The sequence below is a fragment of the Cupriavidus sp. OTU4054 genome (assembly GCF_038440175.1).
Taxonomy (GTDB): domain Bacteria; phylum Pseudomonadota; class Gammaproteobacteria; order Burkholderiales; family Burkholderiaceae; genus Cupriavidus; species Cupriavidus pauculus_D.
Map to the genome: position 1 here is coordinate 237,782 of NZ_JASATF010000003.1, position 15,319 is coordinate 253,100.

General features: G+C 66.6%; 11 protein-coding genes and 1 pseudogene. 11 read left to right on the forward strand and 1 reads right to left on the reverse strand.

Annotation, left to right across the window (positions count from 1 at the left end; genetic code table 11):
* Positions 1-1,068, reverse strand: coding sequence for a GlxA family transcriptional regulator (locus AAHB16_RS05910; RefSeq protein WP_150376865.1), 1,068 nt, complete (start codon positions 1,066-1,068; stop codon positions 1-3).
* 534 nt (positions 1,069-1,602) lie between these two features.
* Between AAHB16_RS05910 and AAHB16_RS05915 the strand changes: the two genes are divergently transcribed.
* The 11 genes and pseudogenes from AAHB16_RS05915 to rfbA all read left to right on the forward strand — a co-directional run bounded on the left by AAHB16_RS05915 (position 1,603) and on the right by rfbA (position 15,318).
* Positions 1,603-3,117, forward strand: coding sequence for a mannose-1-phosphate guanylyltransferase/mannose-6-phosphate isomerase (locus AAHB16_RS05915; protein WP_150376866.1), 1,515 nt, complete (start codon positions 1,603-1,605; stop codon positions 3,115-3,117).
* Between the two features lie 222 nt (positions 3,118-3,339).
* A pseudogene (locus AAHB16_RS05920) lies at positions 3,340-3,963 on the forward strand (sugar transferase); the annotation flags it as partial.
* The gene (locus tag AAHB16_RS05925; RefSeq protein WP_150376868.1) at positions 3,944-5,155 is read left to right on the forward strand and encodes a polysaccharide biosynthesis/export family protein; all 1,212 of its coding nucleotides are present in this window, start codon (positions 3,944-3,946) and stop codon (positions 5,153-5,155) included. The pseudogene AAHB16_RS05920 and the gene AAHB16_RS05925, both read left to right, overlap by 20 nt.
* Positions 5,156-5,184: 29 nt before the next feature.
* Complete coding sequence (locus tag AAHB16_RS05930) at positions 5,185-7,398, forward strand: polysaccharide biosynthesis tyrosine autokinase (protein ID WP_342050342.1); 2,214 nt, start codon at positions 5,185-5,187, stop codon at positions 7,396-7,398.
* A 34-nt stretch (positions 7,399-7,432) separates the two neighbouring features.
* Positions 7,433-8,446, forward strand: a complete 1,014-nt coding sequence (locus AAHB16_RS05935) for a glycosyltransferase (protein ID WP_342050343.1) — start codon at positions 7,433-7,435, stop codon at positions 8,444-8,446.
* An 18-nt stretch (positions 8,447-8,464) separates the two neighbouring features.
* A complete protein-coding gene (locus tag AAHB16_RS05940; protein WP_342050344.1) occupies positions 8,465-9,502 on the forward strand; it encodes a glycosyltransferase family 2 protein in 1,038 nt (345 codons plus the stop codon).
* A 9-nt stretch (positions 9,503-9,511) separates the two neighbouring features.
* A complete protein-coding gene (locus AAHB16_RS05945; RefSeq protein WP_342050345.1) occupies positions 9,512-10,630 on the forward strand; it encodes a glycosyltransferase family 4 protein in 1,119 nt (372 codons plus the stop codon).
* Positions 10,612-11,835: a glycosyltransferase family 4 protein gene (locus AAHB16_RS05950; RefSeq protein ID WP_342050346.1), complete on the forward strand. Its 1,224-nt coding sequence runs from the start codon at positions 10,612-10,614 to the stop codon at positions 11,833-11,835. Before AAHB16_RS05945 ends, AAHB16_RS05950 begins: the two co-directional genes overlap by 19 nt.
* A 10-nt stretch (positions 11,836-11,845) precedes the next feature.
* Complete coding sequence (locus tag AAHB16_RS05955) at positions 11,846-13,132, forward strand: oligosaccharide repeat unit polymerase (protein ID WP_342050347.1); 1,287 nt, start codon at positions 11,846-11,848, stop codon at positions 13,130-13,132.
* Positions 13,133-13,147: 15 nt separating this feature from the next.
* Entirely contained in the window at positions 13,148-14,434 is a 1,287-nt protein-coding gene (locus AAHB16_RS05960; protein WP_150376874.1) for an oligosaccharide flippase family protein, read from the forward strand.
* Entirely contained in the window at positions 14,431-15,318 is an 888-nt protein-coding gene (gene rfbA, locus AAHB16_RS05965; RefSeq protein ID WP_342050348.1) for a glucose-1-phosphate thymidylyltransferase RfbA, read from the forward strand. Before AAHB16_RS05960 ends, rfbA begins: the two co-directional genes overlap by 4 nt.
* Position 15,319 lies beyond the last annotated feature (1 nt).

Below are 15,319 nucleotides of genomic sequence, written 5' to 3' on the forward strand. Positions count from 1 at the left end.
TCAGCGCTCCTCCAGAAGTGGCGATATCGATCCGCCTGTGTTGTGATGCTGGTTCCTGTATTCGGTGGGGGAGAGCGCGAAGCGCTTGCGGAAGATCTTGCAGAGGCGGTCGCCGTTGCCCATGCCGCAGCGCCGGGCGACCTTGTCGACGGGCAATGTGGTCCTGGTCAGCAGCTTGCAGCTCATGTCGAGCCGCGCGCGCAGCAGATACTCGGAAGGCGTGACGCCGATCGTGCATTTGAATCGGCGCAGATAGTTGCGCTCGCTCATCGCGGCAAAGCGCGCGGCATCGGCGACGGAGATGGACTCCATGTAATGCTCGGTGATCCAGCGCGCGGAGGCGTGGATCTTGTTGGCCGTTGCGGCCGACATGTCCGGCAGGTCGTCGTCGCGTTCTTCCTTGTCGTCGCGACTCGCATCGTCGGACGTATCGTTCGCGGCCTCGCGGCGTGGCGCGAGCAGGTTGCCCACTTCCTCCGCCATGGCCGTGCCGAGGTCGCTCTCGATCTGCGCGAGCGCGAGATCCATCGCCGAGGGCATCACTTCCGGCGTATGGCCCGTGCCGCCGCGGCACCAGAAGACGGTGGCGGGGGCGATATTGATGCCCGGGTCGCCGGAAATGGCGGCCGTCGCGCGCGACACACGCGGCGTGATCATTTCACGTCCGCTATCGCGCCATTCCAGTGCGGCCGCGCTGATCTCCAGCGTGGTACTCATGACGCGCGCGGCACGTTCGCCCGCCGGTTCGCGCTCGCTGCACGCGATGAAGATGGCGCCGAAACCGCGCTGGCCAGCGGCTTCGAGACCCTGCGTCCAGATCCTGACCGACGAGGAGCACGCGATGTTGCCGCCATGGTGCGAGAGCAGCGAGAGTTGATAGAAGGGACGCCTGTGTTTCTGGATCTCGAGTTCGTTGGCAATGCGAAACGCCTCGGCGACGATGCCGGCAGCGAGCAGCGAGCAACCATCGAACAGCAGCAGGCCGATACGCTGGACCGCCTGTTGCCCCGCCACCGGCAGAGGACCCAGTTGCCGCACGGGCGGAGGTGTGTCGACTAGGTTCTCCATGACGCATTTCCCCTCGCGAAAGAACTTCGGATTCGAAACTGGTTTATCTGCATCATATTCAATTTGCCGCGCCGCACAACGTCGAATGTCCGATATTCACGTAACGTTGTCGGAGGGATACGGTTGCCGGAGAAAAGTCGCTCTGAAAATGCGGGATACGCCGCAATATGTCGCCGAGTGATTATCAAAAGTGAATCAAATTTGATAATTGTTACCTACCGTACATACAGCCGCTGTCCGATAAGAAAGCTAAAAAGTCATATAGAACAACGACTTCACCGCATTTGTGCAACGCACGCGAAATCTGGTGCGGTGAAACACGCTCCCGCCCCAGAGATAGGCGGTTACATGACTAATTTGGTGCAGGATAATGTGCCATTATCAAGATAAATACGTTTTTCTGACATTTCGCGGCGGCATCGGTCAAATCTTCTCCGTTTTCGGACATGGTTATACCGGCGCATTTCCGCGCATCTATGCTTCAGTGCAGCAAAGTCTTGCCATACCGGTCGGATTGCCTCTCAGGAGCCCAGGATGCCCATCACCGTTCCCGGCGAAGCCCTCACCGAAGCCCCCCACCTTGCAGACGCGCGCCTGCATGCCACCGCACTGAAGTTCTGCCCCGTCGTGCTGGCCGGTGGATCGGGCACGCGGCTCTGGCCACTATCCCGCAAGCACTATCCCAAGCAACTGATCGACGTCATCGGCCGCGACTCGCTGCTGCAGGCCACCGTGCGCCGCACGGAGGCGTTGCGCGGCATGGGCCGCGCGGAGACGGCCGCGATCATCGTGTGCGGCGAGCCGCATCGCTTCATGACGGCGCAGCAACTGGAGGCCGCCGGCGTCGATGCGCGCATCGTGGTCGAGCCGACGGGCCGCAACACCGCGCCGGCACTGACGCTCGCGGCGCTGCTGGCCACGGCCCAGGGCGACGACAGCATCATGGTGGTCATGCCCGCCGACCATGTCATTGCCGATACGGAGGCCTTCGGCCATGCCGTCACGCGCGCCGCGCAGTTCGCGGAGCAGGGCGCCATCGTGACGCTCGGCGTGCCGCCGACGCGGGCAGACACGGGCTACGGGTATATCCGCATCGGCTCGCCGCTCGATGGCGTGGCGCACGCGATCGACAGCTTCGTCGAGAAGCCCGCGGCCGAGATCGCACAGGCATACGCGGCTTCCGGCGACTACTGGTGGAACAGTGGCATCTTCGTCGTGCGCGCGAGCACATGGCTGGCGACGCTGCAACGCCTGCAGGCCGACATGCATGCGGCGTGCTGCGATGCCTTCGCGAAGGGCCATGAACACGGCACGTTCTATCACCCCGACACCGAGGCGTTCGCGGCCGTGCCGTCGGACTCCATCGACTATGCGGTCATGGAGCACCTGGCGCGCGCGGGCGATGTGCAGGGCGTGGTGGTGCCGATGTCCGCGGGCTGGTCCGACCTCGGATCGTGGGACGCCGTGTGGGACGCCATCGACAAGGATGCGGAGGGCAACGCCGCGCGTGGCCGTGCGATGTACGAAGGCGCGACGTCCTGCTACGTCCATGCCGACAGCCGCCTCGTGGCTTGCGTGGGCACGACGAACCTGATCGTGGTGGAGACGCCCGATGCCGTGCTCGTGGTCGATCGCTCGCACGTGCAGGGCGTAAAGGGGCTGGTCGAGCGGATCGCGCGCGAGCGGGGCAGCGAGGCGGAGAACCATCGCAAGGTGCAGCGCCCCTGGGGCTGCTACGACTCGATCGACCAGGGCGAGCGTTTCCAGGTCAAGCGCATCGTCGTGAATCCGGGCGCATCGCTGTCCCTCCAGCTGCACCATCATCGCGCCGAACACTGGACCGTGGTGCGCGGCACCGCCCAGGTGACGCGCGGCGACGAACGCTTCCTGCTCAGCGAGAACGAGTCCACCTATATCCCGATCGGCGTGATGCACCGGCTGGAAAACCCCGGCAAGCTGCCGCTCGAACTCATCGAAGTGCAATCGGGTGCCTATCTTGGCGAGGACGACATCGTCCGCATAGCGGATACGTACGGCCGCTGCGCCTGAGCTCGACCTGAACCTGCCCCCGGGACGGCGCACCGCCAGCGTGCCGCGCCGTCTGTCGTCCACCCATCGGTCCAGGGAGAAACCAGCATGCGCCTGCGCTTCCTCAAGTCGTTGCTGTCCAGAGCCGGCATCCTGCCTTCTCATCTGACGGCCAACATCTCCGCGAGCCTGTCCCCAGATCTGGCCGAGGCGCGCGAAGGTACGAAACCGCGCGTCGAACCGCGTTATGCGGGTGCGCTCGGCCATGCCACCAAGCGCGCGTTCGATGTCAGCGCGGCCCTGACCCTGCTGATTCTCCTGTCGCCGCTGATGCTGACCGTGGCCCTGCTCGTCATGCGCGATGGCGGCGCCTGCGTCTATGGCCACACCCGCGTCGGCATGGACGGCCGCAAGTTCCGATGCCTCAAGTTCCGCTCGATGGTGCGCAATGCCGACGCCGTGCTGCAGGCGCTGCTGGCGAGCGATCCCGCCGCGCGCGCGGAATGGGAGAAAGACTTCAAGCTTCGCAACGATGTGCGCGTGACGCGCCTGGGCCGCTTTATCCGCAAGACGAGCATCGACGAACTGCCGCAGCTCTGGAACGTGGTGCGCGGCGATATGAGCCTGGTCGGTCCGCGCCCGGTGGTCGAGAAAGAGCTCGAACGCTATGGCGATTCGGTGTCGTACTACCTGCGCGTGCTACCGGGCATCACCGGACTCTGGCAGGTCAGCGGCCGCAACGATGCCGACTACGACAAGCGCGTGATGCTCGATGTGGCCTACGTCCGCAACTGGACGTTCGCCGGCGACATCGTGATCCTGTTCAAGACAATCGGAGTGGTGATCTATGGTCGCGGCGCATACTGACCTGCCCTGGAGCAGGCGGCTCTCCGGCTGGTTCTCGGCCCTCGTGGTGTATGTGGTGAGCGGCTGCGCGATGGCGCCGGGCATGACGTACAAGACCACGACGACCACGTCCACAAGCACGCAGCAGGCGTCGGCCGCGGGGCCGGTCCAGCCCGCGCCGGCCGTGGGCAGCCTGCCATCGGTACAGGGCGTGCAGTCCGTCTCGCAGGAGAACCTGATCGAGATCGATCATGGGCTGCTGGCCTCGCAGCGCGCGGCGCAACCCAACGGCATTTCGCCCGAAGTGCGCGCGCTGTTCGACAAGCCCCGCCCCTACGTGCTGGGGCCCGGCGACGTGCTCAGCATCGTCGTGTGGGGACATCCCGAACTGAACCTGCCCTCGCTGCAGGTGACCAGCGGCGTGGATACGTCCGGTTCCAACTCCGTCGTCACGGGCTATACCGTCGATGCGCGCGGCAATGTGCAGTACGCGTTCGTGGGCATGGTGCAGGTGGCGGGCCTGACGGAGGCCGAGGCGCGCGAGTTGCTGACGCGGCGGCTCGCCGAATACGTGCGCAATCCGCAGGTGACGCTGCGCATCCAGGCCTACCGGAGCAAGCGCGTCTATCTGGACGGCGCCGTGCAGCAGTCCGGCGTGCAGATCATCAACGACGTACCGATGACCTTGCCCGAAGCGATCAATCGCGCGGGCGGCTTCAGCGCCGCGGCCGACCGGTCGTGGGTCGCGGTAACGCGTGGCGAGCGCACGGCCCGGGTGAGCTTTCCGGACCTGATTGCCAAGGGCACGAACCCGTCGGACATCCTGCTCCGCGATGGCGATCTCGTGCGCGTCTACGCGGGCACCGACAGCAAGGTCTACGTCATCGGCGAGGTCGCGCGCAACGCGGCGCTCACGCTGAACAACGGCAAGCTCAGCCTCAATCAGGCGCTCGGCGACGCCGGCGGCATCAGCCAGTACTCGGGCGATGCGCAGCAGGTCTATGTCGTGCGCGGCAATGGCGGGCACGAGCCGCAGGTGTTCCATCTGGACGCCAGCCGGCCGTCCGCGATGGCGCTCGCCGATGGATTTGCACTCCAGGCCAACGACGTGGTGTTTGTGGACACCTCGTCGCTGGTGCGCTGGAGCCGCGTGGTCAACCTGCTCCTGCCCACCGCACAGACCGCCACCGCCAGCCGTGCGATAGCGCCATGAGTCAAGCGAACCCCGGGAGGGCAATGGCAATGCAAACCACAGATCTCGCACATCCGGTGCCGTACTACGGGCCGATGGCCCGTCCGACGGCACGCGCGATGAACCCGCTGACCACGCTGGTGGCCAGCCGCTGGCTGATCGCCGGCATCACGCTCGCCTGCGTGCTCGCGGGCGTCGCCTATGCAGTGTTCACGCGCCCGGTCTATCGCTCCGACATGCTGATCCAGGTGGAACCGAGCTCGATCGAGAACCGGTCGGCCTCGGGAGATCCCCGGCTGACGCCCGAGATCAAGCCCGACACCACGTCTGAGATCCAGGTGCTGAGCTCGCGCATGGTGGTATCGCGCGCCGTGGACACGCTCAAGCTCTATATCGATGCCGCGCCGCGTTATGTGCCCGTCATCGGCTGGTGGCTCGCGGAACGCGCGGACGGCTATTCGCGGCCGCTCGGCGGCCATGTCTACGGCAAGGAACGCATCGCGGTGACGACGTTCGACGTGCCGCCCGCGCTGCAGGGCAAGCCATTCACGCTGACGCTGGGGGAGCATGGCGACTTCACGCTGACGCAGCCCACCGCGTTTGGCGCGCCCGACATCTCGCTGTCCGGCCGCGTCGGCATCCTGATGCGCGCGGAGACCGCGCGCGGGCCGCTGACGCTGCTGGTTCGCACCGCCACGGGCCAGCCCGGCGCAAGCTTCACGCTCAAGCGCTATTCGGAGACCGCCACCACGGAATGGCTGCAGCGCACGCTGGCCATCGGCGAGCGCGGCAAGCAGTCGAGCATCATCGGCGTGTCGCTGGACAGCGTCGATCCGGTGGAGTCCACGCGCATCCTCAACGAGATCGGCAAGGAGTACGTGGACCAGAACGTGCGCCGGCGTTCCGAGGAAGCCGACAAGTCGATCCGCTTCCTCGACGAACAGCTGCCGCAACTCAAGAAGCAGCTCGAGGAGTCGGAAAGCCGCTACAACGCGTTCCGCGCGCAGCAGGGCACCGTCGATACGAGCCAGGAAGCGCGCGCGCTGCTGCAACAGAGCGTCGAGGCCGAGACGCGGCTGGTGGACCTGCGCCAGAAGCGGCAGGAACTGATGACGCAGTACACCGAGAAGCATCCGGCGCTGCTGGCCATCGACGGACAGATCCGCGAAGCGCAGGCGGCATGGTCCGTGGTGCAGGGCCGTACGAAGCAGCTGCCGCTGATCGAGCAGAAGGTGCTCCAGCTGCAGCGCAATCTGCATGTTGACACCGAGCTCTATACGAACCGCCTCAATGCGCGCCAGCAACTGACGCTGGTCCGCGCCGGCAAGGTGGCGAACGTGCGGCTGATCGATCCGGCCACGCCGCCGGAGACGCCGATCTCGCCGCGGCGCGGCGTGGCCATCGGCGGTTCGCTGCTGGCCGGCCTCATGGCGGGCATCGTGCTCGCGATGGCGCGCCGCCGTATCGCGGGTACGGTGCAGGATCGCGAGGAGATCGAGATCGCCACGGGCATTCCCGTCTACGCCACGGTGCCGCGCAGCCGCCTGACGGGACCGTTGCGTGCGTCGTGGCGGAGCCGCTCCGGCGAGGGCCCGATGCTGCCGGATGCGGCGATCGAAAGCCTGCGCGCTGTCCGTACCACGCTCCATTTCGCGCTGCACGACGCGCCGAACCGCGTGGTGCTCATCACCGGTCCCACCGCGGGGGTCGGCAAATCGTTCGTCGCCGCCAACCTTGCCACGCTGGCCGGCGCGTCCAAGCAGCGCGTGCTGCTGATCGACGCCGACCTGCGCAATGGCCGTCTGCACAAGCGCTTTCATCTGGACCGCGGGCCCGGACTTGCCGAGGTGCTGGCGGGCACCTGCAAGCCCGAGGACGCGATCCGCCGCAATGTGTCCTACGGCCTCGATTTCCTTTCCACGGGCGCCTGTTCCGCGGGCCCGAGCGAACTCCTGCTGCAACCCGAGCTTCGCGTGCTGATCCAGCAGGTGGCCGCGCACTACGACATGGTGGTGCTCGACGGCCCGCCGCTGTTGCCCGTGGCCGACGCGCTCGTGCTCGGCCGCATGGCGGGCACGGTCTTCATGGTCGCGCGCCACCGCGTGACCACGGTCGAGCAGATCGACGAAAGCACGCGCCGGCTCGCGCAGGCCAACGTTGCCGTGCGCGGCGTGATCTTCAACGACTTCACCGGCACGATGCATCGGTACAGCTACGCCTATGGCTCGACGGCCGAGCCGCAGACCGTCACGGCCGGGGTTTGAGTACCTATCACGACTGGCCTTGGGGAGAGCCGCCATGCCGCACCTGCACCACAAGCGCATCACGCTGGTCACGGTCACCTATGGCGACCGCCTCCATTACTGCGCGGAACTGCTGCGGCGCAGCTTCGAGAGCGAAGGCGTCATGCACGCGATCGTGGTCAGCAACAACTCGAGCTCCGATCTCTCGCTGCTCGAGACCACATGGGGCAAGCGCGTCACGATCATCCGGCTGCCCAGCAACTCGGGCTCGGCCAATGGCTACGCGATCGGCATTGCCGCGGCGCTCGAGCGCAGCACCACGGACTTCATCTGGCTGATGGACGACGACAACGCGCCGCGCGAAGGCGCGCTCGACGTGCTGGCCCACCAGCTCGACGTGCTCGCACGCCAGCGCGGACGTCAGCTCGCCGCGGTGCTGGGTTTCCGGCCCGACCATCAGGGCGATATCGCGGCCGGCGTGCCGGTCAGGCTCGCCATGCCCCCGCGCTCGAGCTACTTCGGCTTTCACGTGGCGCGCATCCCCTACAAGATCTGGCGCCGCACCCCGTGGGGACGTCCGCGCCCCGACGCGCTGCCGGCCGTGGTGCCGCTGCCGTTCGCGCCCTACGGCGGGCTGCTGGGCCACCGCGACATGTACACGGACCTCGGCCTGCCAGATACCAACCTCGTGCTCTATGCGGACGACACCGAATACACCTACCGCCTGACCGCGCGCGGCGGCTGCATCGCGCTGGTCACCGGCGCGGAGCTGGAGGACCTGGAAGGGTCGTGGAACGTCAAGCGCAACTGGAAGAACCATTTCGAATGCATGCTGCTCAGCGGTTCGGATTTCCGCGCGTACTACAGCAGCCGCAACCAGGCATGGTTCGACCGCAACTACTGGTCCCAGTCGGGAATGATGTATCGCCTGAACCGGTACGTATTCCTGCGGCTGCTGCGGCTTTATGGCAAGCGGCGCAATGCCGAGGCGCGCCTGCGCCTGCTGGAGGCCGCCATCGCCGATGGCGAGGCAAGCCGGCTCGGCTTCCACGCCGACTATTCGCTATAGCCACGACAGGAGACATCCATGCCCGACCGGACCGCATCGCCCGCGCTGACCATCGTCATCTGCAACTACAACTATGCGCAGTACCTGGCGGCCGCCATCGATTCGGCGCTCGCCCAGTCCACGCCGGACGTGCGGGTGATGGTCATCGACGATGGGTCCACCGACGATTCGCGCGCGATCATCGAAGGGTACGGTACACGCGTCGAGGCCGTCTTCCAGCCCAACGGCGGACAGGTGGCCGCCTACAACCACGCGCTGGAACGCGTCGTCACGCCGTATGTGTTGTTTCTCGATGCCGACGACATGCTGCATCCCGCCGCGGCGGCCACCGTCATCGCCGCGTTCTCGGGCTCGGGCGACTGGGTCAAGGTGCAGTACCGCCTGGACGTCATGACGAGCGACGGCCTGCCTACCGGCGTGCAGGTGCCGCAGTCGATCCGGGCCGACGGCTGTGGCCGCATGCTGCGCGACGGCTGGCTGTATCCGTCGCCGCCGGGGTCGGGCAATGCCTATCGCGTGGAGGCGCTGCGCCGCATCTTCCCCGTACCGGTCGGCGCCGACAATATCCATGGCGCCGACTTCTATGCCATCTACGGCGTGGCACTGCTGGGCAAGGTCTGCGCGATCGAGCAGGCGCTCGGTTGCTATCGCGTGCATCGCGCCGCCGCGGCGAAGGCGCCGGGCGAGGACCTGTCGCTCTCCAACGCCGAAGACTCGCTGGCCGTGGCCCGGCAGTCGGCGCGCCGCTGGTCCGTCCTGCGCGAGATCGCGCAGGACCGGCTGGGCATCGAACTGCCGCCGGCTCCGCTCGATTTCTCGGCGGAGAAGGCGCGCTTCGCGCAGCAGGTCTACGGCGCGTCCTTCGCGCAGCGCTGGCACTGGTTCCAGTACGACTCGGGCCGCTACTTCCATGCGATCGTCGCCAATCCGTTCTGGACGCTGCGCAAGAAGATCGCGGTCTGGGGCCTCACCGTGCTGTGCCTGCTGCCGGCTGCGTCGTTCAGCGACCGCGTGGTGCGGTACATCGCCAATCCGCTTGCGCGGGCCGGTCACTAGGAGCATGCGATGCCCACGACCGTCGCGATCAATGGCCGCTTCCTGGGGCGCCAAGCCACCGGCGTCGACCGCTTCGCACATGAGGTGGTCCGTTGCATCGACCAGCTGGTGGCCGAGCAGGATCCCGCCACGGCGGGCCTGTCGTTCGAACTGCTGGTGCCCCCCGACGTCGCCGTCGATGCGCAGCAGTTCCCGAACCTGCATATACGTCATGTGGGCCACCATCTGGGGCGGGGCGGCGGGCAGTTATGGGAGCAGGTCAGCCTGCCGGTGGCGGCCGGAGGCGCGCTGCTGCTCAACCTGTGCAATGCGGCACCGCTGCTCTATCCGAACCAGGTGACGGTGATGCACGACGCCGCCCCGGTGCGCGTGCCGCAGGCGTATTCGCGGGCGTTCCGCTCCTGGTACGGGGTCATGGCGCCATGGGTCGGGCGCGTGGCCAGGCGCGTGCTGACCGTGTCCGAATTCTCGCGCCGCGAGATCGCGTCCGCTTATCGCATTCCCGGCCGGAAGATCGGCGTGCTGCCCCTGAGCGGCGACCATATGCTGCGGCTGCCGGAATCGGAGGACGTGCGGCTCAAGTACGGACTGTCCGATCGTCCGTATGTGCTCGCCGTCAGCAGCGCGAGCTATCACAAGAACTTCAGGCTGGTGGCGGAGGCAGTCGGCATGCTGGGCACGGTGGACTACGACGTGGTCATCGTGGGCGGCGGCGGGCACGTGTTCCAGTCCGTGCGCGACGACCGGTCGGCCCAGATGAGTTCGGTCAAGCGGCTCGGCTATGTCGAGGACGCCGACCTCAAGGCGCTGTTCCGGGGCGCGGGCTGCTTCGTGTTTCCGTCGCTCTACGAGGGCTACGGACTGCCGCCCGTGGAGGCGATGACGCTGGGGTGTCCCGTGCTGGCGTCGAACCTGCCCTCCGTGCGAGAGGCCTGCGGTCCGGCCGTGCTGTATTTCACGCCGACCAGCCCGCGCGAGTTCGGCGCGCTGCTGACCCGCGTCATGCAAGACAGTGCCCTGCGCGAGAAGCTGCGCGAGAAGGGCCTGGCGCGCGTGCGGCGCTATTCCTGGCGCGACACGGCCGCGCGGTTACTTGGCGAGATCTCACCATGGCTTCCACAACGATGAATCCTCCTGTCAGCGAATTCGGCCGGGTCGCCGTCGTACACGAATGGCTGTCCACGTACGCCGGGTCCGAGCGCGTGCTCGAGCAGATCCTCAAGATCTGGCCGGAGGCCGACCTGTTCAGCGTGGTCGATTTCTTTCCCGACGCGCAGCGCGCCGCGCTGCAGGGCAAGCACGCGACCACGACGTTTATCCAGCGCCTGCCGCGCGCGCGCAAATCGTTCCGCTCCTACCTGCCGCTGATGCCGCTGGCCGTGGAACAGCTCGATCTCTCTGCCTACGATCTGGTCATCTCGTCGAGCCATGCCGTGGCCAAGGGCGTCATCACGGGCCCCGGCCAGGTACACGTCAGCTATGTGCATTCGCCGATGCGATACGCGTGGGACCTGCAGCACCAGTACCTCACGGAGTCGCGGCTGACGCGCGGTCCCAAGAGCTGGCTGGCCCGCGCGATCCTGCACTACATGCGGCTATGGGACCAGCGCACCGCGCATGGCGTGGATCTGTTCGTGGCCAATTCCGCGTATGTGGCCCGGCGCATCCACAAGGTCTACGGGCGCGATGCCGTCGTGGTCTATCCGCCCGTCGATGTCGAGAAATTCAGCCTGAACGAACAGCGCGAGGACTTCTACCTCACCGCGTCGCGCCTCGTGCCCTACAAGAAGGTCAGCCTGATCGTCGAGGCCTTTGCCTCCATGCGAGACAAGCAGCTGGTCGTCATCGGCGATGGTCCCGATTTCGAGCGCATCCGCGACATGGCCACGCCGAATGTCCGGGTGCTCGGCTACCAGTCGGCGGAGGTGCTGGTCTCGCATATGCAGCGCGCAAAGGCCTTCGTGTTCGCCGCCGAGGAGGACTTCGGCATCGTGGCCGTGGAGGCGCAGGCGTGCGGCACGCCGGTCATCGCGCTGGGGCAGGGCGGCGCGCGCGAAACCGTGATCGACAGCCGCGACCGGGACCTGCGCACGGGGGTGTTCTTTCCGCGCCAGACCGTCGAGGACATCGTGCGCGCGGTATGCCGCTTCGAGGGCAGCGGCCCCGTGCTGCCCGCCGCGTGCCGGCGCAATGCGCTGCAGTTTTCGCCGGAGCGGTTCCGCGCGGAGTTCCTCGCGATGGTGCGCGGCGCGATGGCGCAGACGCCCGCGGTAGCGCCGAGCATCCCGCGCGGCATGGCCGTCGCGGATCCGCTCGCCGTGGCGCCCGAGTGAAGGCCGCCCCATGCGCGACGTCCGCCCCCTGAACGACGGCTACTGGTGGGAAGATCCGGCAAAGCTGCTGCTGTGGTTCATCATCCCGCTGTACGCACTGGTCTGCGTCGAACTGCTGGGCGACCAGAAGTCGATCGATCGCATCTACTTCAACAGCCACTACGCGATCGCCGGCGCGTTGTTTCTGTTCACCATGGCCGCGGCCGCCGCCGGCGAGCGCGTGCTGGCGCCGCGTCCGGCCGAGCGGCCCGTCGCGGTGTCGCCGCTCGTGCTGGACGCGTTGTTCTGGCTCGCCTGCCTGGGCTACCTCGTGATGATGGGTGGGGTCCTCGCCAAGCCGGCCGTGCTGATGTCGTATCTGAACGGCACCGCCAGTACCTACGACGTGCTCGAACTCAAGGGCCGCGTGGCGGGCATCAGCACGCTGACGCAGGCGTCCGTGGCCTACGTGCCGCTCTACTTCGCCGTCTTTCCGGTCGCCGTGCGTGGCATCACGCGCTACAAGGCCTACCTTGGCGTGCTGTTCGTCCTCACGCTGCTGCGCAGCTTCATTTTCGCGGAGCGGCTGGCGCTGGTCGAAGTGGTGCTGCCGTGGGCGCTGATGTTTGCGCGGTTCCGGCTGTCCGGCAAGGGCGAAGGGCGAAGCCTGCTGATGTCGCTCGGGCCGTTCGCCGCCATTCCGCCGCTGATCGGCTTCTTTATCGCCAACGAGTACAACCGCTCGTGGGAGACGTACTACGTCAACATCTACGACAACATCTTCGACTTCGCGCTGGAGCGTCTGGGCCTGTACTACTCGACGGCCATCAACAACGGCGCGGGCCTGCTGACGGTCATGGGCTGGGGGACCGGCGATCCCACGTTCACGTTCGACTGGCTGGTCAAGTTTCCGGTCATCGGCGAGAGCTTTCGCCCGTTCGTCGGACGTGGCGACGGCTACGGCACGTTCCTCAACACGTTCGGCGACCCGGAGTTCAACAACCCGTCCGGCCTCTACGTGCATTTCTACGAATGGGGCTGGTTTGCGCTGCTGGAGGCGGCGCTGATGGGCTGGCTGCTGGGCCGCAGCTACGCGGGCTGGCGCACGGGCAATGGCTTCTGGTGCTGCGCGCATGCGGTGCTGCTGGTCTCGCTGATGGAAATCCTGCGCGTGCCGAACCTGTTCAGCGGCCGCAATTTCGTCCCGCTCGCCTTGCTCTGGCTGATCTTCCGCTTCCTCGGGCAGCCTGTCCGGCAGCGGGCCCCGGCCGCGGCGCAATCGCTCTATGGCCGGCCGAACTTCGGCCCACGCCGCTAAGCGAAGGCCGTGCCCATGCCGCCATCCATACGTTCGACCGCGTCGTACCTGTTGTTGATCCAGGGCAGCAACTACCTGTTTCCGCTCGTCCTGCTGCCGTTTCTGGGCCACAAGCTGGGCGTGCGCGAGTTCGGCGTGCTGGCCTACTGCCAGGCGCTGGCGCAATACCTGATTCTTCTGACCGACTACGGCCACAACCTCTCCGCGACGCGCGTGGTGTCGCTCAGGCGCGACGACCCGGCGGCCGTCGCCGAAGTGTTCTCCGCGACGATGCTGGCCAAGCTGCTGCTGTTGCTCGGCGCGGCCGTGTTGATGGGCGGCGCACTGCTCGGCCTGCCCGATCTCCGCGAGCACTGGACCATTCTCGCCGCGGCATTCGTCGGCGTCGTCGCCAATGCGGTCACGCCTATCTGGCTCTATCAGGGGCTGGAGAGGATGAAGACGCTGGTATTGCCCAACTTCGTCTCCAAGGCAGCAAGCCTCGGCTGCGTGATGTTGTGGGTCAAGTCGCCCGGCGACGCGGCGCTGGCCGCGCTCGGTATCAGCGTGGGCACCGCGATGCTTGCCGCAGCGGCGCTGTGGGGCGTCGTGCGCGGGCGGATGGCGTCGCTGGTCAGGGTCCCGTGGACGGCGGTCACGGCATCTTTGCGTGACGGCTTTCCGATGTTCCTGTCGCTGGTGCTCGTCAGCTTCTACGTGAACTTCAACGCGATCCTGCTCAACCACTTTCACGGACCGGTCGCGGTGGGCCAGTTCTCGATGGCGGACAAGATCCGCATCGCGGGCCAGACCATTTTCACGGTGCTGGGCACCGCGTTCTATCCGCGCATCAGCCAGTACAACGTGACCAACCCCGCGGCCGCGCGCGCGCTGATGCGCCGTGCGATGGTGGTGGTCTTCGCATGCTCCTGCTCGATGTTCGTGTTCGTGGAGGTGTTCGCGGGCATGGGCATTCGCATGTGGCTGGGCGAGCCGTTCCATGACGCGATTCTGCTGCTGCGGCTGGAGGCCGTGCTGCTGCCGCTGACGAGCGTGGCGTTCATCTACGGCAATCTGGGGCTGATGGCGCTGGGTCACCATCGCACGGTCCGGAACATCTATGCCGCGGTCACGCTGCTGCATCTGATCTACGTGGTGCCCTTCGTACTGTACCTGGGGGCCGAGGGCACGGTGATCTCCGTGATCCTTACCGAACTGGCGGGCGCCATCGCGTTCTGCCTCTGCTACCGGCGCGCGACGAACGGCGGCGCGCCCGCACCACGCACGCATGAATCCCCAACTGTGAAGGAGATGCAGGTATGACACGCAAGGGCATCATTCTCGCCGGCGGTTCCGGCACGCGGCTGTACCCGGTCACGCAATGCATCTCCAAACAGCTGCTGCCCGTGTACGACAAGCCGATGATCTACTACCCGCTCACCACGCTGATGGTGGCCGGCATTCGCGACGTGCTGATCATCTCCACGCCGCAGGACACGCCGCGCTTTGCCTCGCTGCTTGGCGACGGGAGGCAGTGGGGCATGAACCTCCACTACGCGGAGCAGCCTTCGCCGGACGGCCTCGCGCAGGCATTCATCATCGGCCGCGACTTCGTCGGCCGCGACCCGTCGGCGCTGATCCTCGGCGACAACATCTACTACGGCCACGATCTCGCCCGCATGCTGACCCGTTCCGGCCGGCGCGAGGAGGGTGCCACCGTGTTCGCGTATCACGTACACGATCCCGAACGCTACGGCGTGGTGGAGTTCGACGAGGACTTTCGCGCGTTGTCCATCGAGGAGAAGCCCGCCACGCCGCGGTCCAGCTACGCGGTGACGGGGCTCTACTTCTATGACAACGCGGTGTGCGACATCGCCGCGGACATTCGCCCCTCGGCGCGCGGGGAGCTCGAGATCACCGAGGTGAACTCGCGCTACCTTGCGGCGGGCAAGCTGAACGTCGACATCATGGGCCGTGGCTACGCGTGGTTCGATACGGGCACGCACGACTCGCTGATCGATGCCGCGCAGATGGTCGCCACGTTGCAGAAGCGCCAGGGCCTGATGGTCGCGTGTCCCGAGGAGATTGCATTCCGGCGGCGCTGGATCGACGACGAACAGGTCGAGCGCCTTGCCACGCCGCTCGGCAAGAGCCACTACGGCAAGTACCTGCGGCAGCTGGTCGCGGAAACGCCGCGCATCAGATAAG